Raw genomic sequence first — 24,386 nt, 5'->3', positions numbered from 1 at the left:
ACCCTACGCCCGGCCGATCGCGGTCGCGATGACCCGGGCCATGCGGGGGCGGATGACGTGGTCGCCGCCGTCGACCCGGTGCACCTCGACCCCGCGGAGCTTCTCGATCACCCGCAGACCGGACGGCGTCAGCAGCGGATCGAGCGATCCGTAGACCACCACGACCGGCACCTCGACGGCCGCCAGATCGCTCACCGAGGTCTGCGACTCGATCGAGTTCTGCAGTGACAGCACGAAGGCGCGCCAGTTCTGCTCCGAGACGTCGAGCAGGTTCTTGATCGGCGACAGCCGGGCGAGCCCGGCGGCGGTCCGGATCGTGAACTCCTTGTTGGTTCGCAGGTATTCGTAGGCGCGCAGGTAGAGATCCATCGTCGTGCGGTCGACCCGGTTGCCCATCGCGCCGGGCGGCAGGTAGATGGGCGGGCTCACCAGCACCAGCCGCCTCAGCAGGCGGGGCCGCGCCGCCGCGTAGCGGGCGGCGATCAGGGAGCCCATCGAGTGCCCGACCAGCACGAACGGCTCGCGCAGCCGCAGGGACGAGATCGTGCGGGCCAGCGCGGCGACGTGCTCCTCGATGGTGTACTCGGCATCCTCGGGCGACGGGGAGCCGCCGAACCCCAGCAGGTCGATGGCGATGACCCGGTGCGCGCCCGTGAGCAGCGGGATGACGTTCTCGAAGGTCACCGATGACGAGGCGATGCCGTGGATCATGAGGACAGCCGGACCGACCCCCTCGTCGACCGCGACGTGCAGCAGGGGCGGCCGCCGAAATAGTCCGTATCCTCGCCCCATGCCCTCCAGGGTAGGGCTCCCCTGTGTCCGAATCGTGATCGACGACGTTCGAATCGTGATGAACGTTGGGATGTGCGGCGACCCGCCGTTCCCTAGCGTCGTCAGCATGAAGACCATGTCGACGGCGACCTCGCGGTCGCGCCCCGCCCTGCTCGCCGCCGTTCTGCTCGCGGCCGGTCTCGCCCTCGCGGGATGCTCGGCGGGAGGAGGCTCGAACTCGGCATCCCCGGGCGGATCGCAGTCCGGCACGATCGGCAAGGCACCCGCGGTCGGGGATGCGGCATCCGGCGGCACGTCGGGGTCCGGCAGCGCGGCGACCGCCGATCGCTCGGTCGTGGTGACGGGCACGATGACCATCACGACCGGCGCACCGCTCACCGAATCCGCGAAGGCGGTCGCGATCGTCGAGGGCGCGGGCGGCCGGATCGATGGCCGCACCGAGAACGCGGCGAGCAACGGCGACCGGGGAAGCGCGACCCTCGTGCTGCGCATCCCGGCGAGGGTCCTGAACCAGACGCTCGACGCGCTGCGCAAGCTCGGCCGGGTCGATCAGCTCGCGACCAACTCGGCCGATGTGACGGCGCAGACCCAGGATCTGGGCGCCCGCATCGATGCCCTGAAGGCATCGACGGCTCGGCTGCTCGAACTCGAGGCGAAGGCGACGACCACGACCGACCTCGTCGCGATCGAGAACGCCCTCAGCGAGCGGCAGGGTGAACTCGAGAGCCTCGAGGCGCAGCAGCGCGGCCTGAACGACCAGATCAGCATGTCGACGATCACCCTGACGCTGCGCTCGGATGCCGCCGCTCCCCCCGTGAAGCCGGCCGACTTCTGGGCCGGACTCGGCACCGGCTGGGCCGCGTTCGTCTCGTTCTGGACGACCGCGCTCGTCGTGCTCGGAGTGCTGATCCCCTGGCTGGCGTTCGCCGGTCTCGCCCTGCTGGCCGTGTTCGGAATCCGCCGAGTGCGGCGCCGTCGAGTGGCCGCGCGAAAGGCCGCTACGCCGCCGAACGAATGAGCGCGAGGACCGCGACGCCGTAGGCCTCCGAGGGGTCGTCCCGGCTGTAGGCGGCATCCACCTCGCCGATCCGCACCGTGACGGTGTAGCTGACACGCCCCTCCGTGTCCACCGCACGCAGCAGGGAGCGGAAGGTCCCGCGCAGCAGTTCGCGCAGCTGGTCTTCGCGCGGCAGCCAGAGCGCGGCGCCGAGCGCGACCGAGTCGAGCGCCCACTCGGTCGTGCCGTTGAAGCCGAGCACGGCGCCGGTCGGGTAGTCGTGCGCCTCGATCGTCATGTCGCTCACCGTGAACTGGTCGCCCTCGAAGTCGGGCAGCGCGATCTGGAACGCGTCACCCGAGGTGGGCGTCCAGCGCAGCCCCGCCTCGCGGAGCTCGCGGGCGAGTGCCGTCGAGATCATCGCTCCATCATCGCGCGCGACGCCTTCGGTGATCCGCCTCGCATGACATGATGACCCCACGACCGCTCACGCCGTCACGAACAGGAGGTGCCGTGGCCGATCCGACCCCGCTGGCCTCCGACCCGATCGCCGAGGCGCACCGGCAGTGGCAGCAGCACGGCTGGGCGGATGCCGCCGACGGCATGGCCGCCGTGACCTCGATCATGCGGGCCCAGCAGATCCTCTCGGCCCGCGTCGAGAGCGCCCTCAAGCCCTTCGAGCTGACCTTCGCCCGCTTCGAGTTGCTCGCGCTGTTGAGCTTCACCCGACGCGGGTCGCTGCCGATGGCGAAGGCGAGCGCGCGCCTGCAGGTGCATCCGACGAGCGTGACCAACGCGGTGGACCGGCTGGAGGCCGCCGGGCTCGTGCGGCGGGTCGCGCATCCCACCGACGGCCGCGCCACCCTCGTCGAGATCACCGACGAGGGGCGGGAACGCGTGAGGGCGGCGACCGCGGTGCTCAACGCGTCGGTCTTCGAGCAGACCGGGTTCAGCCCCGACGAGGTGGCGCAACTCAACCAGCTGCTGCACGGCTTCCGGCGGGATGCCGGCGACTTCGCCGAGCCGGAGGCGGGCGACTAGTCGTTCGTGAACGTCGCAGCGCGCTTCTCGATGAAGGCGCGCATCCCCTCCTTCTGATCGCGGGTGGCGAAGGTCGAGTGGAACACGCGTCGCTCGAACCGCAGCCCCGCCGTCAGTTCCGTCTCGAAGGCGGCGTTCACGGCCTCTTTCGCGAGCATCGCGATCGGCAGCGACATCGACGCGATCGTCGTCGCGGTTCGCAGGGCCTCGTCGAGCAGCGCATCGGCGGCGACCACCCGCGCCACGAGCCCGGCCCGCAGCGCCTCGTCGGCGTGCATGTTGCGTCCGGTGAGGACGAGGTCCATGGCGAGCGCCTTGCCGACCGCGCGGGTGAGCCGCTGCGAACCGCCGAGCCCGGGGATCGTGCCGAGCTTGATCTCGGGCTGCCCGAACACGGCGGTGTCGGCGGCGAGCACGATGTCGCACATGAGCGCGAGCTCGCAGCCGCCGCCGAGGGCGTACCCGGCCACCGCCGCGATCGTCGGGGTGCGCACGGCGGCGAAGCGATCCCAGCCCGCGCCCCAGTCGGCGAGGTAGAACTCCGGGTAGCGCGCCTCCGCCATCTCCTTGATGTCGGCCCCGGCCGCGAAGGCCCGCGATGACCCGGTCACGACGATCGCGCCGATGCCCGGATCGGCATCGAACTCGCCGGCAGCCGCGACCACCTCGGTCATGAGGGTCGTGTTGAGCGCGTTGAGCGATTCCGGACGGTTCAGGGTGATCAGCCCCACCCGTTCGCGGCGCTCGATCAGGATGGTCTCGAAGTCGGTCACTTCGCCATCCTCCCCGAGGCTCCGGCCGAGTTGTCGCGAATCACCGTGATGATGCCCGAGAAGTCGCGACCGGCTCCACCCTCGTCGGCGAAACGCCGGTAGATGCGCGCCGCGAGCGGCCCCAGTTCGGCCGCGACCCCCGTGGCTTCGAGGGCGTTGAGCGCGAGACCGAGATCCTTCGCCATCAGGGCGCCCGCGAAGCCCGGCTGGTAGTCGTGGTTCGCCGGGCTGGTGGGAACCGGCCCCGGCACCGGGCAGTTCGTGGTGAGCGCCCAGCACTGACCGGATGCCGCCGACGCCACGTCGAAGAGCGCCTGATCGCTGAGCCCCAGCTTCTCGCCGAGCACGAACGCCTCGCTCACCGCGATCATCGAGACGCCGAGGATCAGGTTGTTGCAGATCTTCGCGGCCTGGCCGGCTCCGGACCCGCCGCAGTGCACGATGCGGCCGCCCATGACCTCGAGGATCGGACGCGCCGCCTCGAAGTCGGCCGCCTCCGCCCCCACCATGAAGGTGAGGGTCGCCGCTGACGCACCCCCGACGCCGCCGGAGACCGGAGCGTCCATACCGCGATGGCCCGCCGCGACGGCCAGCTCGCGGGCCGCGACCGCATCCGCGACGTCGATCGTCGAGCTGTCGATGAACAACGTGCCGGGTCGGGCGGCCGCGAGCAATCCGTCGCGATAGGCGTCGAGCACCTGCCGCCCGCTCGCCAGCATGGTGATGACGACTTCGCTGCCGGCGACGGCGGTCGCGGCATCCGGCGCGACGGTCACCCCGTTCGCCCTGGCATGGTCGAGGGCGGCCGGGACGAGGTCGAAGCCGTGGACGGCGTGGCCGGCCTTGACGAGGTTGGCTGCCATCGGCCCGCCCATGTTCCCCAGGCCGATGAACGCGATGTTCGTCATGTCACTCTCCTCGTGATGATGGCCCGGCCTGCGCCAGGCCCAGTTCGCGCCCCTCGAGGGGCGCGAAGTAGCGCTCGACCGCCTCGGCGGTCACGTCGTCGAGGCGGGCCGGATCCCAGCGCGGGGTGCGGTCCTTGTCGATCACCTGCGCCCGAACCCCCTCGAGGGTCTCGTGGCCCTGCGTGAAATGCATCGCGATGCGGAAGTCGCGCTCGAGCACCGCCTCGAGGCTCGCGAGCTCGCGCGCCCGCCGCACGGCGGCCAGCGTGACCGCGACCGAGGTCGGCGACTTCGTCCGGATCGTCGCCGCCGCCTCGCGGGCCGCGGGAACGGGCGATGCCTCGAGCCGCTCGACGATCGCGAGGGGGTCGTCGCCCGAATAGGCCTCGTCGATCCAGTCGCGCTGCGCGACCAGCTCCGAGGCGCCGGCGGCCACGGCGAGCCGCGCGATCACCTCGGCGGGCGGCGCCGAGCCCAGAGCAGCGACCAGTTCGGCGAGTCGCTCGCTCGGCACGAGGTGATCGGCGAGCCCGAGCGCGATCGCGTCGGCGCCACTCGCCGTGCCGCCGGTCAGCGCCAGGTGGGTGCCGAGTTCGCCCGGCGCGCGGGCGAGTAGGAGGGTCCCCCCGACATCCGGGAAGAAGCCGATCGACACCTCGGGCATCCCGATCCGGGTGCGTTCCGTGACGACCCGGGTGCCGCCGTGGGCCGAGAGTCCGACCCCGCCGCCGAGCACGAGTCCGTCCATGAGCGCGACGAACGGCTTCGGATACCGGGCGATCACGGCGTCGAGGGCGTACTCGTCCCGCCAGAAGCGTGCCGCCTCCGCCCCGCCCGAACGGATCGAGTGCGCGATCGCGACGATGTCTCCACCCGCGCACAGCCCGCGGTCGCCGGCCCCCGAGAGCACGACCGTCTGCACGCCGTCGTCATGGAGCCACTCGGCGAGCACCTCGGTGAGGCGCTCGACCATCGCCTGCGTGAGCGCGTTGAGGGCGCGCGGCCGGTTGAGCTGGACGTGGCCGAGCACGCCGTCGCGCCGCACCAGAACCTCGTCGTCGAGGCGGTCGATCGGCTCCATCAGGCTCCCGCGAGCTCGCGACCCACGATGAGTCGCATGATCTCGTTCGTCCCCTCCAGTATCTGGTGCACGCGCAGATCCCGCACGATGCGTTCGATGCCGTAGTCGCTGAGGTAGCCGTAGCCGCCGTGCAGCTGGAGGGCGGCGTTCGCGACCGTGAATCCGGCATCCGTCGCGACCCGCTTCGCCATGGCGCACAGCCGGACGGCGCCGGGATCGTGATCGTCGAGGGCGTCGGCGGCGCGCCACAGCAGGGTGCGGGCCGCCTCGAGCTCGGTGTCCATGTCGGCGAGCTGGAAGAGCAGCGCCTCCTTCTCGATGAGCGGCGAACCGAATGCCTCGCGGGTCTTCAGGTAGGCGACGGTCTGATCGAGCGCCGCCTGGCCTCCGCCGATCGAACAGGCGCCGATGTTGAGCCGGCCGCCGTCGAGCGCGCTCATCGCGATGCCGAAGCCGTCGCCCTCGGCCGACAGTCGATTGCCGACCGGCACGTGCACGTTGTCGAAGATGACCTGGCGGGTCGGTTGAGCGTGCCAGCCCATCTTCTTCTCGAGCGGGCCGAATCCCAGCCCGGCGGCGTCGGCGGGCACCACGATCGCGCTGATGCCGTGACTGCCGGTCTCGGCGGTGCGAGCCATCACGACGTAGACCGCGGCGGCTCCGGCGCCCGAGATGAACTGCTTCACGCCGTTGATCACGTAGTCGTCGCCGACGCGCTCGGCGCGGGTGCGCAGGGCCGCGGCATCCGACCCCATGCCCGGTTCGGTGAGGCAGTAGGCGCCGAGGGTCTCGAGCGCGGCGAGCTCGGGCACCCAGAGCGCCCGCTGGCGGTCGTCGCCGAAGCGGTCGATCATGCCGACCACCATGTTGTGGATCGAGATGGATGCCGCGATCGTCGTGTCGCCCATCGCCAACTGCTCGAAGACCCGCACCGCGTCGGCGCGGCTGAGGCCGGAGCCCCCGAAACGTTCGTCGATCACGATGCCGCCGAGGCCCATCTGGCCGGCGTCGCGCAGCACCTCGAGCGGGAAGTGATGGGTCTCGTCCCATTCGGCGGCGTGCGGGGCCAGTTCGTCGGCGGCGAAGTGACGCACGGCGTCGATGAGGGCGGCTTGATCCTGGGTCATGGTGGACATCGGGAACCTCCGGTTTCGTCCTTGTGGGACTCGGATGTGTCCTGACCAGAATACGTGGACATCCTACTAATTACTAGGAAGTCCTACTACTTTCAGGCAATACGAAGGACGTAGTCTGGAGGGGCAAACCGGGCTCGGCCCGCTCGACGAAGAGGATGCTCATGAAGATCGCCGTTCTGGTCAAGGAAGTCCCCGATACCTGGGGTGACCGCCACCTGGACCCGACCACCAAGCGGGTCGACCGTCGTTCCGATGCGGTCGTCGACGAGGTCGACGAGAAGGCCGTGGAGGTCGCCCTGCAGACGCGGGAGGCCCACCCCGGCAGCGAGGTGACCATCGTCACGATGGGGCCCAAGACGGCCCTCGACAGCATTCGCAAGGGCCTCGCGATGGGAGCCGACAACGCGATCCACCTCGTCGACGACGGCCTCGTGGGCTCCGATGCGGTTCAGACCTCGGCGGCCCTGGCGGCGGCGCTCGCCCCGCGCGGGTACGACCTGATCATCGCGGGCAACGAGTCGACCGACGGCCGCACCGCCGCGGTGCCGGCGATGCTGGCCGAGCGCCTCGGCGTCGCCCAGCTCAGCTTCCTGCGGGCGATGACGGTCAGCGGCTCGACCGTGACCGGCGAGCGGGTCACCGACGACGGCTACCTCGAGGTGTCGACCGAGCTCCCCGCGGTCGTCTCGGTCAACGAGCAGATCGCCGAGGCGCGCTACCCCAGCTTCAAGGGGATCATGGGGGCCAAGAAGAAGCCCGTCGAGGTGCTCGGCGTCGCCGCCCTCGGACTGGATGCCGCCGAGACCGGGGCCGAGCACTCCTGGTCGATCGTGCGCGAAGTGACCCCGCGACCGCCCCGCAGCGGCGGCACCATCATCACGGACGACGGCACCGCCGCCGCCCAGCTCACCGACTACCTCGCCGCCTCGAAGCTCATCTGAGCCGGCACCGCGAACTGGAGAGGGAACACACGATGTCGAAGGTCCTCGTGCTCGTCGAGCACAACGCCGGCGCACTGGCGAGCAGCACCGCAGAACTCCTGACCGCTGCCGCGGTGCTCGGCGAGCCGGCCGCCGTGGTCGTGAGCGAGACCGATGCCGGCGCACTCGCCGCCGAACTCGGCGCGCTCGGCGCCGCAACCGTCTACGCCGCGACCGTCCCCGGTGCGGACTCGCTGCTGGTCACGCCGCGCGTCGCCGCGCTGGCGGCCGCCGTGACCGCCGCCGGCGATGTCGCCGCGGTGCTCGTGGGCACCGGAGTGGAGAGCCGGGAGGCCGCGGCACGGCTCGCCATCCGGATCGGCGGCGCCTACCTGAGCGACGCCGTCGGACTGAGCGCGGACCCTGACGGCATCACCGCGACCCAGCAGGCGTTCGGCGGCGCGTACACCGTCGTCTCGACAGCGGCACGCGGCATCCCGGTGATCTCGTTGCGCCCGCACTCGGTCGAGGGCTCCGCCCCCGCCGCGGCCGGCACGCTCGTCCCCCTCGACGTGAGCGGGGACACCGCGCCCACGACGACCATCACGGCACGCCACGAGCAGGCCGACACCTCCGACCGCCCCGACCTCAAAGCCGCCGAGATCGTCGTCTCCGGCGGTCGCGGGCTGGGCTCGCAGGAGAAGTTCGCCCTCGTCGAGCAGCTGGCCGACGCGTTCGGCGCCGCGGTCGGCGCGTCGCGCGCCGCCGTGGATGCCGGATACGTCCCGCAGAGCTACCAGGTCGGGCAGACCGGCGTGACGGTCTCGCCCAACCTCTACATCGCGGTGGGCATCTCGGGCGCGATCCAGCACAAGGCCGGAATGCAGACCGCCAAGACGATCGTCGCCATCAACAAGGACGCCGACGCGCCCATCTTCGAGGTCGCCGACTTCGGCATCGTCGGCGATCTGTTCACGGTCGTGCCGCAGCTGATCGAGGCTGTGAAAGCGCGGAAGGGCTGATGGCGACCGCCGATCCGGCGGAACTCGATGCCCGGGTCAGATCGGCTGAGGCCGCTCTCGCCGCACGGTACGGGCGCACGATCACCGAGCACCAGGTACGCACGACTGACGGGCTGCGCGTGCGGGTCGTGGACTACGCGGGAGCTCACTCGGGGCCGCCGGTCCTGCTGCTGCACGGCATCGCCTCGGTCACGGCTCTCGCTGTGCCCTTGATCGGCCGGCTGGAGGGACGCCGCGTACTCGCCGTGGACTGGCCCGGTCACGGCTTGTCGGGCGCGGCCGTGCTCCCCCGCGGCGGCGATCTGCGCGCCCACGCCGTCGCGGTGCTGGACGCCGTCATCGCGGGCCTCGATCTGACGATCGTCGATGTCGTCGGGCACTCGCTGGGCGGGCAATTCGCAGTGTACGAGGCCCTGGCCCATCCCGAGCGGGTGCGTCGCCTCGTGCTGTTGGGGGCGCCGGGCGCCGCCTTCGCGGAGGCCCGACCCGGCCTCCGGATGCGGCTGGTCGCCGTTCCGGGACTGGGCACCGCCCTGCTCGGGCTCTCGACCTCGCAGAACACCACACGACGCGGCTTCGCCCGCACCCTCGGAGCCGGCGCCCTCGACGGCTACCCCGCCGAGATCATCGAGATCGCCCATCTGTGCTCGCAGCGCCCCTCCTTCGGGCCGAGCGTGGCGAGCCTGTTCCGCGCCATGATGACTCCCCTCGCCGCTCGCGCGGGAGTCGCGATCGGCCGCGAAGAACTCAGCGCCCTGAGCGCACCGACCCTGCTGGTCTGGGGCGATGCCGACAGCCTGCTCGTTCCCCAACGGGCCGACGCCGACATCGCGGCGATTCCACACGCCGAGCTGCTCGAGATCCACGGCGGGCACGCGCCGTGGCTGAACGACCTGGATCGGGTCGGCGCGGCCGTCTCGGCCCACCTGAACTGACCCGACGTCTCGACTCGGTACTCTCGATCGAGGCGACACCGACGACGGCGAGAGGCATCCGATGGCAGCGACCACCACCCCCACCCGCAGCAGATGGTTCAAGCTGGTGTGGATCATCCCGATCGTGGTCGTCGGGGCGTTCCTGATCGTGCTCGCGGCCAAGGGGATCCGCGGGCTGCCGGCCGTGCAGTCGTTCCTGCACGACTATCCCGGACAGTCCGCCCTGCCGTCCTGGGCGCCGGTCGGGTTCCCGGCGTGGCTCGAGTGGCAGCACTTCCTCAGCTCGTTCTTCATGCTCTTCATCATCCGCACGGGCTGGCAGGTGCACACCACTCAGCGCGCCGCGGCGTACTGGACCCGCAAGAACGCCGGGCTGCTGAAGACGAAGGGGCAGCCGGTGCGGATCCCGCTGCACCTCTGGTTCCACCTCACGGTCGACAGCCTGTGGGTGCTCAACGGGATCGTCTTCTACGTGCTGATCTTCGTCACCGGACAGTGGGTGCGCATCATCCCCACCCGCTGGGACGTGTTCCCCAACGCCGTCTCGGCCGGCCTGCAGTACGCCTCCCTGGAATGGCCCACGGAGGACGGCTGGACCAACTACAACGCCCTGCAGTTGCTCAGCTACTTCCTCGTGGTCTTCGTCGCCGCGCCGCTGGCGATCCTCACCGGACTGCGCATGGTGCCCGGGTTGGCCGCGCGCTTCCGACCGATCGAGAAGCTCTACCCGCTCAAGGCCGCGCGGGCGATGCACTACCCGATCATGATCTTCTTCGTCGCATTCATCATCGTGCACGTCGCTCTCGTGCTCGCGACGGGCGCCCTGCGCAACCTCAATCACATGTACGGCGGCAGCGACGATGTCAACTGGGTCGGCTTCGCCTTCTTCGCGGGCTCCCTCGTGCTCATGGTGGGCGGTTGGTTCGCCGCCCGGCCGGTCATCCTCGCCCAGCTCGCCGGACTCGGGGGGCGCGTCGGTCGCTGACCGCACACCCCGCCGGCACCGACCCAGCACCGACGAAAGAACGCGCCCCGCGAGCCGAGGGCATCGCGGGGCGCGTCGTGGGCACGTGGAGAGCCCTACCTTCGGATCAGCGACCCGCCCCCGCGGACGCGGGAGACCGCGTCGACGGTGGCCGCGAGGATCAGCACGCCGCCGGTGACCAGGAGGTTGATGCCTCCGCCGAGGTTGAGCAGTCCGAGTCCGTTCGTGATGACCGCGATCACCAGCGCGCCGATGGCGGCGTGGATGAGACGCCCGCGTCCACCGAAGAGGCTCACGCCGCCGACGACCGCCGCCGCGACACCGCTCAGCACGGTGTCATGGCCGAACGAGGCATCCACCGAACCGACCTTGGACGCGCTGAACAGGCCCGAGAGCACCGCGAGGGTGGAGCAGATCGCGAACGCCGCCCACTTGATCCCGATGACCTTGATGCCCGCGCGACGAGCGGCCTCGGCGTTGCCGCCGATCGCATAGAGGTAGCGGCCGTAGCGAGTGCGGTCGAGCAGGAAGGTGCCCGCCCACAGGATCACCAGCGTGATCGGCACCACGATGGGGACCCCGGCGACCGCCAGGAAGCCGGTCCCCCGGTTCTGGTTGAGCAGGTAGACGACGACTCCGCCGATGATGAGGATCACGGCGAGCTTGGCCCAGACCAGCACGATCGTGCGATTCGGCACCCCGGCGCGGGCGCGACGACGACGGTCGAGCATCGCGGTGCCGAACGAGATCAGCAGCATGACGGCGAGCATGACCCAGCCGCCCCAGGTGGGGAGGTTGTTGTTCTGGATCGCCAGAACCTCCGGCTGGGTGACGCGATACAGTCCGCCGGTGCCGATGATGAGCAGCTCGAGGCCCTGGAATCCGAGGAACAGACCCAGCGTCACGACGAACGACGGAATGCCGACCCTCGCGACGAAGAATCCGATGAACATGCCGATCGCGACCCCCGCGACGACCGCGATCAGCAGTGCGAGGATCCAGTTCATGTTGATGCCGCCCGGATCGGACAGCACGACGAACAGGCCCATGGCGACACCCGAGGTCGTACCGGCCGAGAGGTCGATCTCGCCGAGCAGGATGACGAACACCAGCGCCATGGCCAGCATCACCTGAGGGGCGGCCTGGGTCAGCAGGTTCGCGAAATTGCGCTCGGTGAGGAAGTACTGGCTGAGGGCGGTGAACAGGATGCTCAAGACGATGAAGCCGGCGACGGCGGGCAGTGCGCCCATCTCGCCGCTGCGCACGCGGAGCAGGTAGGCCTTCGTCTGGTCGACGACGCCGCCCTCCATGCCGGAGCCGATCGCGCCGCCCTGGGCGGGCAGGTGCGAGGTGTCGACGGTGGGAGCGGGCACGGGCGCCTCGGGGACTCTGGGGGAACTCATGCGGCCTCTCCTGTGTAGGTCTTGCTGCCGGTGATGTAGCCGACGACGTCGTCGCTGTTCGTGTTCTTCGTCTCGATCGAGGCGACCATCTGGCCGAGGTAGAGCACGCTGATGTAGTCGGCGACCTGGAAGACGTCGACCAGGTTGTGACTGATCATGATGACCCCGACGCCCTGGTCGGCGAGGCGCTTGACGAGATTCAGCACCTGCTCGGTCTGGGCGACGCCGAGCGCGGCGGTCGGCTCGTCGAGGATGACGACCTTGGCCGACTTGAGCACCGAACGCGCGATCGCGACCGTCTGACGCTGTCCTCCGGAGAGGGACGAGACCTTCTGACGCACCGACTTGACGGTGCGCACGGAGAGCGACTGCAACGTGTCGGATGCCTGACGTTCCATCTCGCCCTCGTCGAACGTTCCCCACTTGGTCTCTTCGCGACCGAGGAACATGTTCTGCACGATGTCGAGGTTGTCGCACAGCGCGAGGTCCTGGTAGACCACCTCGATGCCGAGCCGCGAGGCCTCGCGCGGGTTGTGCAGATTGACGAGTTCGCCGTTGAAGCGCACCTCGCCCTCGTCGTAGGGCTGAACTCCGGCGAGTCCCTTGATGAGGGTCGACTTGCCGGCTCCGTTGTCACCGACGAGAGCGGTGATCTTGCCCGGATAGACCTTCAGGCCGACGCCCTTCAGGACGCTCACCGGCCCGAAACTCTTCTTGACGTCATTCAGTTCGATGATCGGCATGTCCATGCCAGGTTCCTTTCCTTCCGGGACGGCTTGGTCCCGGATGCCTCGTCGTTGCGGCACGTGGCCTCAGACTACGCGCGCGTGGTCTCGCGGGCGACGAAGAGGCTCCGCGTCGGTCGTGGACCGAACGCGGAGCCCCTTCAGTGGTGATCGGGTTACTTGACGCCGTACTGCGTGCAGGCGGCAGCGACATCCGTGGTGCAGATGTCCGACGCCTTCGCGTCACCGTTCGTGACGACCGTCTCGACCTGCTCCGGTCCGACCGAGACCGGGGTCACCGCGATGAAAGGCTTGCCGTAGAGCGAGCTGTTCGCGGTCGGCTTCTGGCCCTTGAGCAGCTGGATCGCGAGATCCGACGCGGCCTTGGCCTCGAGGCTGACCTGCTTGTAGACCGTGCCGGTCTGCTTGCCGAGCAGCACGTTCTGCAGACCGGCGACCGAGGCGTCCTGTCCGGAGACGGGGACCTTCAGGCCGTTCTTGTCCAGAACCGTGATGACGCCCGCCGCGTTGGTGTCGTTGGCGACCCAGACCGCGTCGACCTTGCCACCGAGCGAGGTCAGCGCCTGCTCGAAGTTGGTCGCGGACTTCTCGCCGTCCCAGACACCGGTCGGCTCGGCGGCCGGCTTGATGCCCGCCGCGCTCATGACCTTGACGGCGCCGTCGTGGAACAGCTTGGCGTTGCCGTCGGTCGGGTCGCCGCCCATGTAGACGACGATCGCCTTGGCCGGGTCCTTGCCCGCCTTCTTGAGGCCGTCGACGATCATCTGACCCTCGAGCGCCCCGACCTTCTCGTTGTCGAACGAGACGTAGTAGTCGGCGACCATCTTCGGCGAGTCGGCCGAACCGGTGGTGATCGGGCGGTCGTAGGCGATGACCGGGATGCCCTGCTTCTGGGCCTTCTGGGTCACGGCGAGGGCCGCGCCGTTGAGGTCGGTCAGCACCATGACGCCGCAGCCCTTGGTGAGCTCCTGGTCGGCGATCGTGGAGTACTTGTTGGTGTCGCCCTGCGCGTTCTGGATGTCGGCCGTGAAGCCCGCGTCGGTGAACGCCTTGTCGAGAGCCGGACGGTCGAGGCTCTCCCAGCGCGGCGATGACGCCGAGTCGGGAAGGATGACGCATGCGCGGGTCGAAGCGGTGGAACCTCCGCCTCCGCCTGATGAACAGCCTGCCAGCAGCAATGCTGACGCGGCCACAGCGACGGCGATCGAGATCGATGAAGAAGTCTTCACGTCACTCCCTTTCTGTGGTGGTGAAGGAGAACACTCCTCGGTGTCCACACTCGGCTATGAGTGGTGGCGTACAGAGTTTGCCGTGTGCACGCCCTCGAGAACACCCAGACCGGTAACAGTTCGATAAAGATGTGAAACGGTCACATGGCCGGAATCCCGGGAAACCCGACCCGCGCCCGCGGGCGTGCGGCTCAGGCCGTCCGGTCGTCGCGACGGCGACGCCGACGCGCCACCAGGAACCATCCGGCAAGCAGGAGCAGGATCGCCAGCACGATCAGCAGCCACCACCAGGAGTCGTCGGGCGTGACCGCCGACACCGTGCGGGCGTCGAGTACGCGGATCCCCATCTGGAGCGTCACCGGCTTGCCGGCGGCATCGACACCCGTGACGATCAGCGTGTGCGCTCCCGGCTTCAGCGACGCCGGCAGCAGAACGAGCTGAGCGGTGTGACCCGCGACATCCGTCGTACCGGACGCCAGCCGAGCCGATTCCGAGCGACTCCACAGGGTGATCCCCGAGCCCGGCGCGAGGCCGGAGACCGTGATCCACACCTGGCCGCCGCGAACCACCTCGACGACCCCGTCCGCGCCGATCGGGAGGTTCTGGACGCCGCGACGCGCCGCGACCGTGAAGGCCTGGCCGCTGTCCGTGCTGAGCGTGACGGTGCTGCCGGCCCCATGCAGGTGCGAGGCCACCGACGACCCGCCGGCTGTCGCCGAGCCGGACCCGGGTGCCGAGTCCGTCAGGCCCTGCGGTACCGCCGAGGTCCCGCCGGCGATGGGCGTCGTGGTCACGCTGGGAGCATCGGGGATCGGGGCGGAGGGGGACGCGGGCGGTGCCGCGGGCTCCGGGCTCGAGGCCCGACCGGTCACGGACGCCGCGGCGTCGTGGTATCCCCCGCGCCCCGCCGTGATGGTGACGGTTGCGGAGGCCCCGGCAGCGAGTCCCGTGACGGTGATCCGGGCGCCGCTGCGCGTGACCGTTCCCGCCGAGCTCGCAAGGCGGTAGCTCACCGCGGCGGAGTAGTTGGCGATCGTCGTGACGAACCCGCCGCGTGCCGCCGTCGGCGACGACAGCACGGGCGCGACACCGTTCGCAATGGCGGTTCCCGCGACATCCGTCGTCTCGTCGAGCACTCCCGGAACGGAGGCGGTGATGTGCACCGTCGTCGATGCTCCCGCGCCGAGCCCGGTCACGGTCACCGTGGAACCGACGAGCGTCACCGTTCCGGCGTCCGAGCTCACACGGTAGGTGGTCGACGGCAGCAGGCCGATCGTGAAGACGAAGCCGTCATCCGTCCGCGTGACGGCCGAGATAGTCGGCGCCGACCCACTCGGGAAGGACGTTCCGCCCGCCGTGGCCGACTCGCTGGTTCGCCCGGCGGAGCTCGCGGTGACCACCGTCTCGGAGAACAGGCCCGCGCCCACCCCGCTCACGGTCACCGTGTCGCCGCTGCGCAGAACCGTGCCGCCCACGGACTGAGCGAAGCTGTAGTTCACTCCGGCGTCGTAGTTCGAGATCGTGAAACGGTACCCACCTGCCAGAGGAGTCGACGCAGAGAGGATCGGTGCGGCGCCCGGCAGCAGTACCGTGGCGCCCGTGGAGGCCACGGCCGCCGACACGCCCGGATCGGTGGCGGTCACGGCCAGGGTCACGGCAACCCCCGGCGCCTCGCCGGACACGACGCCCGTGCCGTCGGTCGCGATGACCACGACGCCCGAGGCGGGATCGAGCACGGAGCTGTAGACCAGTCCTGCGTCGTAGTTCGAGATCGTGAAGGTGAACCCGTCGGCCGTGGCCGTCACCGCGCTGAACACCGGCGCGGTTCCCGCCGCGAGGGCGCTGCCGCTCTGGGTGGCGACGGCGTCGGTGAACCCGGGGCGCGTCACGGTGACGGTCACCTCGGCGGTCGCCGAGGGAGCAAGACCCGTCACGGTCACGACGTCGCCCGAGAGACTCGCCGTGCCCCCCGGAACCACGAAACCGTATCCGGCGAGCGCGTCGAAGTTCGTGATCGCGAAGTCGTAGCCGTCGATGGTGCGGGTGGCGGCGCCGAACACGGGCGTGATGCCGGTCTGCAGCGCGCTCGCGGTCACCGCGGTCGCCATTGAGACGTGCCCCGTCTTCGCGACCGTCACGGTCACGACCGACGCCTCGCCGGGGGTGAGTCCGCTGACGGTGATCGTCGTACCGCTGAGGGTGACGGTGCCCGCCGAGGCGACGACGGAGTAGTCGGCGCCGGCATCCGGATTGGTGATGTCGAAGGCGAAACCGTCGACCGTGGCGGTCACCGCCGAGACCGTCGCCGCGGTCCCGCGGAAGAGGGCGGCGCCCGTCTCGACCGCCACCGCGGTGCTGACGCCCGGATCGGTCGCCGTGACGGTCACGTCAGACGACGCACCGTCGATCAGGCCGGTCACCGTGACGGTGTCACCGGACCTGCCGACCACCGCACCTCCGGTCGCACCGAGCTCGTAGCTGAGGCCGGCGTCGTAGTTCGCGATCCGGAACTGGAACCCCGAGCCGGTCGACACCAGTCCCGTGAAGGTCGGGGCGGTTCCGGACACCATGGCAGCGCCGGCATCGATCGCCGACACCGTCGTGGATCCCGCCTTCGACGCGACGACGGTGACCGACGATGAGCCACCGAGGGGCAAGCCCGTCACGGTGACCGTGGCGCCGGAGCGCGTGGCCGAGGCCCCGCCACTCGCCGAAAGCGCATACGTCGCTGCGGCGTCGTAGTTCGTGATCGTGAAGACGAAGCCCGTCGAGGTCGCCACGTTGCCCGAGAAGGTCGGGGCGATACCGGCCAGGAGGGCGGTGCCATCCAGCGCGGCCGAGGTCGTGGTCTGCCCGGCCTTCGTCGCCGTGACCGTGACGTGGGAGGCCGCCCCATTGCTCAGCCCGGTCACCGTGATCGTGGCGCCGCTCAGCGTCACGGTCGCGCCGTTGTTCGCCGTCGCGGAGTAACTCGTGCCGGCGGCGAAGTTGGTGATGGAGCTGGTGAATCCGCTTGCCGTCGAGGAGGCGCTGCTCAGCGTCGGAACCGTTCCGGGTGCGAGCGGCGTGACGGAGGACGAGGGCGAACTGGCCGGTCCCGTCCCGTTGCCATTGATCGCGAAGACCTCGAAGGTATACGCGGACCCGTTCGTGAGTCCCGTCAGCACGGTCGATGTCGAGGTGACCGAAGCCACTTGGCTGTAGCTGCCCCCGCCGACGGAATACCACACGGTGTACCCGGTGATCGCGCTGGCGCCCGTGCTCGTGGGCGCGGTCCAGCTCACGGTCGCCTGAGCGTCACCCGCGACGGCAGTGACCGCCGTGGGGGCGCCGGGCTGCAGCGAGGGTGTCGCGGGCACGCGCGGCGCCGAGCGCACGCTGTACATCGCGGCGGTGTTCTGGGTCTGCAGCGAGACGTAGTAGGTCGTGCCGTTGCTCAGCCCCGTGATCACGCAGCTCAGCCCGGTCGTCGTGCAGGTGGCTGCCGTCGATCCGCTGGTGAGTCCGGTGAACGCCGTCGCGGTGTAGTTCTGCAGGGTTCCGCCGTTGAGATTCGCTGCGGCCCAGCTCACCGTGATCTGACCGTTGCCGCCGTTCGCGACGATCGTCGAGACATCCGGCGCGGACGGGTAGGTGTACGGCGTGCCGTTCAGGGTGTTCGAGGCGACGCCGGTGCCGGCCGCGCTGACCGCGCGGAGCGCGACCGTATAGCGGGTGCCGTCGGTCAACCCCGTGATCAGGATCGGGCTGGAGGTCCCGCTCGCCGCGGCCCAGGTGGATCCGCCGTCGACGGAGTACTGGTAGCTCGAAATCGCCCGGTCGCCCGAACTGCCCGCCGTGAAAGCCACGCCGATGGAGCCATCGCCCATCGTCAGGCCGGTCAGGGTCGGTGCGGCGGGGCGAGCCAGCGGCGTGACGAGCACGCGCGGCGCGGATTCCGCCCCTGTGCCGGCGACGTTGCCCGCCGAGACCGCGACGTAGTAGGCCGTGTTGTTGCTCAGACCGGGGATCGTGCAGAGCAGAGCACCGGAGGTCGTGCACGACGAGATCGCGGTGGTCGCCGTGCCGCTGGCGTAGGCGGTCGCGGTGTAGCCGCTGATCGCGGCCCCGCCCGTCGACGACGGCGCGGACCAGGCGACGTCGGCCGACGCGCTGTTCGAGGTCGCCGATACGGCGGCCGGGGCACCGGGCACCGTGCGCGGGGTCGTCGACGCCGTCACCGACGCGGCGCCCGCGCCGATCGCGTTGTGGGCGCGGAGTTGCACGCCGTAGCCGGTGCCGTTGCCGAGTCCGGTGATGGTGAAGGGGCTCGAGAGGGTGCCCGGGTCGATCCAGTGCGATCCCGCGTCGAGGGTGTACTCGATCCGGTCGACCGGCGACCCCCCGTCGGCGCCGAGCGTGAACGCCACCGTGACGCGGGCGTCGCCGGCGGTCAGGGCGATCGCCGGAGCCGCCGGGGCGGATGCCGGCGCGACCGTCGTGGTCGCCGAGGCCGGACCGGTGCCGATCGCGGTCACAGCTCGCACCGCGAGGGCGTAGCCGGTGCCGTTCGACAAGCGGGTCGTTCCGTCGGACGACTGCACGGTCAGGGCGAGCGGGCTCGCGGTACCGGAGACCGTCGCCCAGGTCGCCCCCCCGTCGGTGGAGTACTGCCAGGCCGTGATCGGGGATCCGCCGTCGTCCGTCACCACGACGGACGCCGTCAGGGTCCGGTCGCTGCGAACCACCGAATGGATCACCGCCTGCCCCGGCAGATCGACCGGTGTGCCGTTCACTGCGGCCGACGCCGCTCCGTCGCCCACCGAGTTGCTCGCTCGAACCTGCACCGGGTAGCCGGTGCCGTTGATCAGTCCGGTGATCGTGAACGAGGTACCGAGGGTGCCCGTGCTGCTCCAGCTGTGACCGCCATCGAGGCTGTACTCGTACGAGGTGATCGTCGAGCCACCGTTCGCTGCCGGTGTGAACTCGACAGCGAGCGCCGTGGGGACCGCGCTGACATGGGTGATGACGGGAGCACTCGGCGTCGTCGTGGCGATCCCGACCGCGACCGCGGACGCGGTGCCCGCGCCCACGGCGTTCACCGCGCGCAACTCGACATAGTAGGTGGTCCCGTTGACCAGCGCCGTGGCGCCGTCGCTGGAGAGCGCGGTGATGACGAGCGGACTGGCCGTGCCGCGGCCGTCGGCGCGATTCCGCCAGGTGGCCCCGCCATCGGTGGAGTACTGGTAGCCGGCGATCGTCGCTCCGCCGTCGGAGTTCGGGGCGGTGAACGCGGCCGACAACTGGGCGTTGGAGCCCGCCACGGTGTCGCCCACGATGGTCGGCGCCCCGGGGATCGTGGCCGGGGTCACGTCGACGGGGGCCGACGCCGGGCCGGTTCCGACCGCGTTGACGGCCCGGATGCTCACCGAGTAGCCCGTGCCGTTGGTGAGTCCCGAGATCACGATCGGGCTGGAGGTCGCGGCCACAGGAGACCATGCTCCGCCGACGGTGGTCTGGTACTGATACGAGTCGATCGGTGCACCGCCCGTGGTTCCCGGGGTGAAGACGACCGTGGCCGTGCCATCGCCTGCGGTGACGGACGAGACCGACGGAGCGCCGGGAGCACCGGGCGTCGCGGCGTTCGCCGGGGTGGACGCTGCGCCCGGACCCGCCGAGTTCACGGCGCGGAGTTCGATCGCGTAGCTGACGCCGCTGCCGAGACCGCCGATCGTGATCGGGCTGGACGTGCCGCTCGCGGTGGTCCACGCCCCGCCGTTCAACCGGTACTGGTACGAGGTCACCGCGCCGCCCCCGTTGAAGCCCGGGGTGAACGACACATCGACGGAGCCGTTACCCACGCCGAGGGCCGTGATCGTGGGTGCGCCGGGAACCGCCTGCGGCGTGCCCGAGGACGGTGCGGAGATCGCGCCGGGACCGACGGTGCTCTCGGCCCGCACCTCGATCGAATAACTGGTGCCATTGATCAGGCCGGGGATCACCAGGCTGGTCGACGGGGACGCCACCGTCACCCACGGTCCGCCGTCGACGCGGTAGTCGTAGCCGGTCACGGCGGCACCGGAACCCGGGGCCGTCACGGTGAACGCCAGGGCGCCGTCCTGGGCGGCCACGAGGCCGATGGTCGGGGCCGAGGGCGGTCCGACGGGCGTGACAGACGGTGACGACGACGAATACACGCCGGTGCCCACGGAGTTCACTGCGGCGACCTGGAAGATGTACGCAGTCCCGTTGCTCAGCCCCGTGACGGTGCCCGCGGTGTCGGTCGATCCCAGGTCGACGGGCACGCTCCAGCTCGACCCGCCGTTGCTGCTGTACTGCACGAGGTAGTCGCTGATCGCCGACTGACCCGGGTCGGTCGGAGCCGTCCAGATGAGGTTCACCGAGCCGTTGCCCGCGGTCCCGCTGAGTGCGGTCGGCGCGGCGGGCGATCCGGTGGTGTACGAGATGACGACCGAGCCGTCGGTCACGTTGTCGGAGTAGTACTGGTACGAGGTCGAGAGGCCGGGCAGGGCGGCCGTGGAGTTCTGGCCGACCGACCCGCCGAATCCGTACCACTCGTTCGAGGTGCCCGCGCCGAACTGGATGTCGCCCTGGGCACCGCCCTGGGCGCCACCACCGCCGCCGCCGCTGCCGCCGCCGTCGTTGTTGCTGCAGCTGGTCGCCGAACAGATGTCGTTGGCGTTGATGCCGTCCTGGCCCTTGGTCGTGGTGACGTCGGTGCGTCCGGTGTACGTCGACGTGGCGTCGTGGCCCTGGGTGGACGCGTACTGACCGCTGCCGCCGTTGCCGCCGCCTCCGGCGGCCACCACGTCGGAACCCGAGACGCGCACGACGCTCGCGGCACCGCCCGCCCCGCCGAATCCGGAGGATCCGTTCGCCCCCGCCGCGCCGCCGAGGCCGCCCTGGTACGCGCTGAGCGGGTTGCTGCCGCCGACGGGACGCGAGGCGTTGCCCGAGTTGCGCTGACTCGGGCCGGTGGCGCCGTGGCTTCCGACCGCGACCGTGAGCTGCTGCCCCGGGGTCACCGCGATGGTACCGGTGACGACGCCGCGGTAACCTCCTGGCGGCGGGGCGGGGGTGGCGTCCGCGCCGCCGTTGCCGCCCTCGGCCCCGACGATGGTCAGCGTCAGCGCTGAGATGCCCGACGGCACGGTGAAGGTCGAGGTCGACCCGGTGTAGGAGAAGGTCTGCGTGACCGTCGTCGGCCCGGCCGCTGCCGCCTGCGGCAGAGCGACGAGCAGGGCGCCGATCGCGCTCAGCGTTGCGACAACGGCGATGACCCCACGGCGACGTGCGGCGGTAGTGCTGTTCATGATTCCCCCACGGATTCCGGCGACCATCGGGTCGTCGTCGGTCGGCACCGATGAACGATCGGCGCCACCTCCGAGCCTGACGGGGCCGCCGAACGATGGGCGACCCCCAAGGGAGGGCGGCGCGTACCCCACTACAGGGCACGTATCCGCCATATGGGGGACGGATCCTCATCGGAACCGGGGGACAGGCGATTTTCGCCGGACCGCGCGCAGCGAGCGCGACTCGCTCAGGCGAGTCGCGACCTCAGCTGACGCGCGCCATCCACAAAAGACGACGGCGCGCGACGCCGACTGCGGCGAGAACACGACACGGTGGACCCAGGGGGATTCGAACCCCCGACCTCTTCATTGCGAACGAAGCGCGCTACCAACTGCGCCATGGGCCCGTGAACCTGTCAACGGTATCACCCCGGCACCGCGCACTCCCAACCGGCGCGGCTCGGCGCCACCGGGTGCGACTCAGCCCGCGCTGCGACGGCGGCGGAGCACCTCGTCCAGGTCGGGTGCCGCGGCATCCGACCCCTCGACGCGACCCATCGAGGCCCAGCGGCTCACGGCCGGGCTCGCGGTGGCGGGACGCGACGCGGGCGTCTCGGCCGGGCCGTGAGAGGGCTGCGAACGCTGCGGCCGGAACGGCACGACCTCGGGCGCGTCGTGCGCGTCGCGCAGCGCACGTTCGGAGGCGAGCGCGGCGGCGCGCAGCTGCGCGACCAGATCGGGGGCGGGCTCGAGCCGCTGGGTCGCCGGCCGCGACAGGTACAGCGGAGCCGGAACCGGAACCGGGGTCCAGCCGGACGACCGCTCCACGGCCGCCTGCGGCGCTCGTTCGACGACCGGCTGCGCCGCGCGCGGGCTCGCCACGGCGACCGGAGCCCGCCGGGCGTCGAGCCGACGCCGCACCCCGACGCCGGCGAAGCCGATCGCGGCCCCCCCCGCCACGACGAACCATGAGCCGAGCACCGCTCCGCTGGTCACCACGAGCCAGAGCTGCACGCCGATCGTGACGGTGCCCGCGGCGAGCAGGGTGCTGGCGAGCACCCGGGCGCGTCGTCGGCGGGCGCGGAGGTGCGCAGAGACCGGGGCGCCCGCGGACGCGACGCGCACCGCGGCGGATCGGGATGACGGCACCACCGGCGGTGCCGGCGGCATCGCGGCGAGCAGCGCCGCGGCCTGCCGCGCCGCGAGGGCGTCGGCACGCCGTTCCCGAGCCTGCAGGACACGTTCCTGCCTCGCCGCATCGCGGGCGTTCACCTCGACCCGCACCTGCTCGGGCAGCTCGGCGGTCTCGGCCATGATCCGAAGGGTCTGCTGAAGCCGGGTCGCCGTGCGCTCGGTGGCGAGGTATTCGCGGCGGCGCATCCAGGTCGGCACGAAGTAGAAGAACCACAGGCCCGCGGCGATCGCGACCATGACGACCGTGCCCGCTCCCGTCGTCTCCATACCGCTAAGGTACGGACGCCGACTCGAAGCACGCGGAGGCGCGCCTGGCGAGGGTCCGTGAGGGCCCCGAAGTCTCAGCCCAGACGCAGCGGATGCGCGGCGATCGCCCGGTCGGCCTCGGGTACCGAGCCGACGCCGGCGGGCACGCGGCCGTCCCGCCAGCGGCGCAGCACGCCCATCGGCAGCTCCTCGACGGTGAGCGCGAAGCAGAAGTGGTCGCGCCAGTCGCCGTTGATGTGGATGAACCGCCGACGCAGCCCCTCGTAGCGGAAACCCAGCTTCTCGACGACCCGCAGCGACGGCGCGTTCTCGGGTCGGATGCAGATCTCCATGCGGTGCAGCCCGAGCGAGAACAGCGAGTGGTCGGTGGCCAACGCGACGGCGGTCGGGGTGATGTTTCGACCCGCGAACCGCTCGGCGACCCAGTATCCGATCGATGCCGACGACAGCGAGCCGTAGCTGATCCCCGAGACGTTCAGCTGGCCCGCGAACTCGCCCTCGTACTCGATCGCGAACGGCACCCCGAAACCGGAGCGCCAGTTGGCCAGCAGCGACCGGATGCTCGCCCGCGAGTCGAACCCGATCGGACCGTGCGGATTGGTGGCCTCCCAGGTGCGGAGCCAGGCGCGGTTCGAGATGAGCTCCTGCTCGAGCGCGCGCGCGTCGCGCAACCGGATGGGGCGGATCGTGACGGCTCCGTCACGGAGCGTCGGAATGCTCATGCTCATTGCTCGCCAGCGTAGCGGCGAACTGCTGCAGCCACGGGCGGAAGTCGGGCCCGAGGTCGTCGCGATCACTGGCCAGCTGCACGATCGCCTTGAGGTAGTCGAGTCGATCGCCCGTGTCGTACCGGCGGCCGCGGAACACCACCCCGTGCACGCCGCCGCTCCACGCCGGCCCGGTCGCGAGGCTCTGCAGGGCGTCGGTCAGCTGGATCTCGCCGCCCTTGCCGGGCGCCGTGGTCTCGAGGATGTCGAAGATCTCGGGTCGCAGAACGTAGCGCCCGATGATGGCCAGGTTCGACGGAGCGGTGCCGGCGGAGGGCTTCTCGACCAGTCCGGTGATGCGGACCACGTCATCCTCGTCGGTGGCTTCCACGGTCGCGATGCCGTAGAGGTGCGCCACCGAGGGATCGACCTCGAGCAGGGCGACGACCGTGGTGTTGCGACTGAGCTGCACATCGAGCATCCGGGTCAGCAGCGGGTCGCGTTCGTCGATGATGTCGTCGCCGAGGAGCACGGCGAACGGCTCGCGTCCGACGTGCATCTTGGCACGGAGCACGGCGTGGCCCAGCCCCTTCGGGTCGCCTTGGCGCACGTAGTGCACGTCGGCGAGGTCGGTGGCGTACTTGACCTTCTCGAGCTTCTCGAGATCGCCCTTGTTGCGCAGGATGTCTTCGAGCTCCCCGACGCGGTCGAAATGGTTCTCGAGGGCCGTCTTGTTGCGGCCGGTCACCATCAGCACGTCGCTGAGTCCGGCGGCGACGGCCTCCTCGACGACGTACTGGATGGCGGGCTTGTCGACGACGGGGAGCATCTCCTTCGGCATCGCCTTGGTGGCGGGCAGGAAGCGCGTGCCGAGACCCGCGACGGGAATGACGGCTTTCGTGATCATGGAGGCCATGGTTCAGGCTAACCGGGTTCGGTTGAGGTTTCGCCTGGCAGC

General features: G+C 70.5%; 19 protein-coding genes and 1 tRNA gene. 6 read left to right on the top strand and 14 right to left on the bottom strand.

Annotated elements, in window-relative coordinates:
• Positions 1 to 3: 3 nt before the first annotated feature.
• Positions 4 to 792, bottom strand: coding sequence for an alpha/beta hydrolase (locus tag ACFPJ4_RS00870; RefSeq protein ID WP_386738397.1), 789 nt, complete (start codon positions 790 to 792; stop codon positions 4 to 6).
• Between the two features lie 106 nt (positions 793 to 898).
• Between ACFPJ4_RS00870 and ACFPJ4_RS00865 the strand changes: the two genes are divergently transcribed.
• Complete coding sequence (locus tag ACFPJ4_RS00865; RefSeq protein ID WP_386738396.1) at positions 899 to 1,810, top strand: DUF4349 domain-containing protein; 912 nt, start codon at positions 899 to 901, stop codon at positions 1,808 to 1,810.
• Here ACFPJ4_RS00865 and ACFPJ4_RS00860 read toward each other — a convergent pair.
• Positions 1,791 to 2,210 carry a pilus assembly protein CpaE gene (locus ACFPJ4_RS00860; protein ID WP_386738395.1) on the bottom strand — a complete coding sequence of 140 codons (420 nt, stop codon included), beginning with the start codon at positions 2,208 to 2,210 and terminating at the stop codon, positions 1,791 to 1,793. The two genes, ACFPJ4_RS00865 and ACFPJ4_RS00860, sit on opposite strands and share 20 nt — an antisense overlap.
• A gap of 50 nt (positions 2,211 to 2,260) precedes the next feature.
• Here ACFPJ4_RS00860 and ACFPJ4_RS00855 point away from each other — a divergent pair, with 50 nt between their 5' ends.
• Positions 2,261 to 2,830 (top strand): MarR family winged helix-turn-helix transcriptional regulator, encoded by a 570-nt coding sequence (locus tag ACFPJ4_RS00855; RefSeq protein ID WP_386738394.1) that lies wholly within the window; start codon positions 2,261 to 2,263, stop codon positions 2,828 to 2,830.
• On the opposite strand, the gene ACFPJ4_RS00850 is transcribed toward ACFPJ4_RS00855, so the two are convergent.
• Genes ACFPJ4_RS00850 through ACFPJ4_RS00835 form a run of 4 tightly spaced genes read right to left on the bottom strand, consistent with a single transcriptional unit; the run spans position 2,827 to position 6,728 of the window.
• On the bottom strand, positions 2,827 to 3,603 hold the full coding sequence (locus ACFPJ4_RS00850; protein ID WP_386738393.1) for an enoyl-CoA hydratase: 777 nt from the start codon (positions 3,601 to 3,603) through the stop codon (positions 2,827 to 2,829). The genes ACFPJ4_RS00855 and ACFPJ4_RS00850 overlap by 4 nt on opposite strands.
• A complete protein-coding gene (gene mmsB, locus ACFPJ4_RS00845; protein ID WP_386738392.1) occupies positions 3,600 to 4,511 on the bottom strand; it encodes a 3-hydroxyisobutyrate dehydrogenase in 912 nt (303 codons plus the stop codon). The genes ACFPJ4_RS00850 and mmsB overlap by 4 nt, the downstream gene beginning before the upstream one ends.
• Before the next feature lies 1 nt (position 4,512).
• A complete protein-coding gene (locus ACFPJ4_RS00840; protein ID WP_386738391.1) occupies positions 4,513 to 5,592 on the bottom strand; it encodes an enoyl-CoA hydratase/isomerase family protein in 1,080 nt (359 codons plus the stop codon).
• Positions 5,592 to 6,728: an acyl-CoA dehydrogenase family protein gene (locus ACFPJ4_RS00835; RefSeq protein ID WP_386738390.1), complete on the bottom strand. Its 1,137-nt coding sequence runs from the start codon at positions 6,726 to 6,728 to the stop codon at positions 5,592 to 5,594. The genes ACFPJ4_RS00840 and ACFPJ4_RS00835 overlap by 1 nt, the downstream gene beginning before the upstream one ends.
• A gap of 161 nt (positions 6,729 to 6,889) precedes the next feature.
• Here ACFPJ4_RS00835 and ACFPJ4_RS00830 point away from each other — a divergent pair, with 161 nt between their 5' ends.
• From ACFPJ4_RS00830 to ACFPJ4_RS00815, 4 genes are all read left to right on the top strand, one after another.
• Positions 6,890 to 7,669, top strand: coding sequence for an electron transfer flavoprotein subunit beta/FixA family protein (locus ACFPJ4_RS00830; RefSeq protein WP_386738389.1), 780 nt, complete (start codon positions 6,890 to 6,892; stop codon positions 7,667 to 7,669).
• Positions 7,670 to 7,701: 32 nt separating this feature from the next.
• Positions 7,702 to 8,670, top strand: coding sequence for an electron transfer flavoprotein subunit alpha/FixB family protein (locus ACFPJ4_RS00825; RefSeq protein ID WP_386738388.1), 969 nt, complete (start codon positions 7,702 to 7,704; stop codon positions 8,668 to 8,670).
• Complete coding sequence (locus ACFPJ4_RS00820) at positions 8,670 to 9,605, top strand: alpha/beta fold hydrolase (RefSeq protein ID WP_386738387.1); 936 nt, start codon at positions 8,670 to 8,672, stop codon at positions 9,603 to 9,605. The genes ACFPJ4_RS00825 and ACFPJ4_RS00820 overlap by 1 nt, the downstream gene beginning before the upstream one ends.
• A 61-nt stretch (positions 9,606 to 9,666) precedes the next feature.
• Positions 9,667 to 10,590, top strand: a complete 924-nt coding sequence (locus ACFPJ4_RS00815; protein ID WP_386738386.1) for a cytochrome b/b6 domain-containing protein — start codon at positions 9,667 to 9,669, stop codon at positions 10,588 to 10,590.
• A 95-nt stretch (positions 10,591 to 10,685) separates the two neighbouring features.
• Here ACFPJ4_RS00815 and ACFPJ4_RS00810 read toward each other — a convergent pair whose 3' ends face one another.
• From ACFPJ4_RS00810 to galU, 8 genes are all read right to left on the bottom strand, one after another.
• Positions 10,686 to 11,993, bottom strand: coding sequence for a sugar ABC transporter permease (locus tag ACFPJ4_RS00810; RefSeq protein ID WP_386738385.1), 1,308 nt, complete (start codon positions 11,991 to 11,993; stop codon positions 10,686 to 10,688).
• Positions 11,990 to 12,742, bottom strand: a complete 753-nt coding sequence (locus tag ACFPJ4_RS00805; protein ID WP_386738384.1) for an ATP-binding cassette domain-containing protein — start codon at positions 12,740 to 12,742, stop codon at positions 11,990 to 11,992. The genes ACFPJ4_RS00810 and ACFPJ4_RS00805 overlap by 4 nt, the downstream gene beginning before the upstream one ends.
• Before the next feature lie 152 nt (positions 12,743 to 12,894).
• Positions 12,895 to 13,968 (bottom strand): sugar ABC transporter substrate-binding protein, encoded by a 1,074-nt coding sequence (locus ACFPJ4_RS00800; protein WP_386738382.1) that lies wholly within the window; start codon positions 13,966 to 13,968, stop codon positions 12,895 to 12,897.
• A 191-nt stretch (positions 13,969 to 14,159) separates the two neighbouring features.
• Positions 14,160 to 21,329, bottom strand: a complete 7,170-nt coding sequence (locus tag ACFPJ4_RS00795; RefSeq protein ID WP_386738380.1) for a fibronectin type III domain-containing protein — start codon at positions 21,327 to 21,329, stop codon at positions 14,160 to 14,162.
• Between the two features lie 265 nt (positions 21,330 to 21,594).
• Positions 21,595 to 21,667, bottom strand: a tRNA-Ala gene (locus ACFPJ4_RS00790).
• A gap of 73 nt (positions 21,668 to 21,740) precedes the next feature.
• Positions 21,741 to 22,721, bottom strand: coding sequence for a hypothetical protein (locus ACFPJ4_RS00785; RefSeq protein WP_386738379.1), 981 nt, complete (start codon positions 22,719 to 22,721; stop codon positions 21,741 to 21,743).
• 74 nt (positions 22,722 to 22,795) lie between these two features.
• Positions 22,796 to 23,449 carry a GNAT family N-acetyltransferase gene (locus tag ACFPJ4_RS00780; RefSeq protein WP_386738377.1) on the bottom strand — a complete coding sequence of 218 codons (654 nt, stop codon included), beginning with the start codon at positions 23,447 to 23,449 and terminating at the stop codon, positions 22,796 to 22,798.
• Positions 23,421 to 24,344, bottom strand: coding sequence for a UTP--glucose-1-phosphate uridylyltransferase GalU (gene galU, locus ACFPJ4_RS00775; RefSeq protein ID WP_386738376.1), 924 nt, complete (start codon positions 24,342 to 24,344; stop codon positions 23,421 to 23,423). Before galU ends, ACFPJ4_RS00780 begins: the two co-directional genes overlap by 29 nt.
• Positions 24,345 to 24,386 lie beyond the last annotated feature (42 nt).

The sequence above is a fragment of the Lysinimonas soli genome (genome assembly GCF_042655435.1).
GTDB lineage: Bacteria > Actinomycetota > Actinomycetes > Actinomycetales > Microbacteriaceae > Lysinimonas > Lysinimonas soli.
This window is presented reverse-complemented; position numbering and strand designations above follow the sequence as displayed.

What these genes read in the sequence shown, in the direction of transcription:
- ACFPJ4_RS00870 (WP_386738397.1), bottom strand. Translation starts at nt 792, where the DNA reads ATGGGGCGAGGATACGGACTATTTCGGCGGCCGCCCCTGCTGCACGTC.
- ACFPJ4_RS00865 (WP_386738396.1), top strand. Translation starts at nt 899, where the DNA reads ATGAAGACCATGTCGACGGCGACCTCGCGGTCGCGCCCCGCCCTGCTC.
- ACFPJ4_RS00860 (WP_386738395.1), bottom strand. Translation starts at nt 2,210, where the DNA reads ATGATCTCGACGGCACTCGCCCGCGAGCTCCGCGAGGCGGGGCTGCGC.
- ACFPJ4_RS00855 (WP_386738394.1), top strand. Translation starts at nt 2,261, where the DNA reads ATGACCCCACGACCGCTCACGCCGTCACGAACAGGAGGTGCCGTGGCC.
- mmsB (WP_386738392.1), bottom strand. Translation starts at nt 4,511, where the DNA reads ATGACGAACATCGCGTTCATCGGCCTGGGGAACATGGGCGGGCCGATG.
- ACFPJ4_RS00840 (WP_386738391.1), bottom strand. Translation starts at nt 5,592, where the DNA reads ATGGAGCCGATCGACCGCCTCGACGACGAGGTTCTGGTGCGGCGCGAC.
- ACFPJ4_RS00835 (WP_386738390.1), bottom strand. Translation starts at nt 6,728, where the DNA reads ATGTCCACCATGACCCAGGATCAAGCCGCCCTCATCGACGCCGTGCGT.
- ACFPJ4_RS00830 (WP_386738389.1), top strand. Translation starts at nt 6,890, where the DNA reads ATGAAGATCGCCGTTCTGGTCAAGGAAGTCCCCGATACCTGGGGTGAC.
- ACFPJ4_RS00825 (WP_386738388.1), top strand. Translation starts at nt 7,702, where the DNA reads ATGTCGAAGGTCCTCGTGCTCGTCGAGCACAACGCCGGCGCACTGGCG.
- ACFPJ4_RS00820 (WP_386738387.1), top strand. Translation starts at nt 8,670, where the DNA reads ATGGCGACCGCCGATCCGGCGGAACTCGATGCCCGGGTCAGATCGGCT.
- ACFPJ4_RS00815 (WP_386738386.1), top strand. Translation starts at nt 9,667, where the DNA reads ATGGCAGCGACCACCACCCCCACCCGCAGCAGATGGTTCAAGCTGGTG.
- ACFPJ4_RS00810 (WP_386738385.1), bottom strand. Translation starts at nt 11,993, where the DNA reads ATGAGTTCCCCCAGAGTCCCCGAGGCGCCCGTGCCCGCTCCCACCGTC.
- ACFPJ4_RS00805 (WP_386738384.1), bottom strand. Translation starts at nt 12,742, where the DNA reads ATGGACATGCCGATCATCGAACTGAATGACGTCAAGAAGAGTTTCGGG.
- ACFPJ4_RS00785 (WP_386738379.1), bottom strand. Translation starts at nt 22,721, where the DNA reads ATGGAGACGACGGGAGCGGGCACGGTCGTCATGGTCGCGATCGCCGCG.
- ACFPJ4_RS00780 (WP_386738377.1), bottom strand. Translation starts at nt 23,449, where the DNA reads ATGAGCATGAGCATTCCGACGCTCCGTGACGGAGCCGTCACGATCCGC.
- galU (WP_386738376.1), bottom strand. Translation starts at nt 24,344, where the DNA reads ATGGCCTCCATGATCACGAAAGCCGTCATTCCCGTCGCGGGTCTCGGC.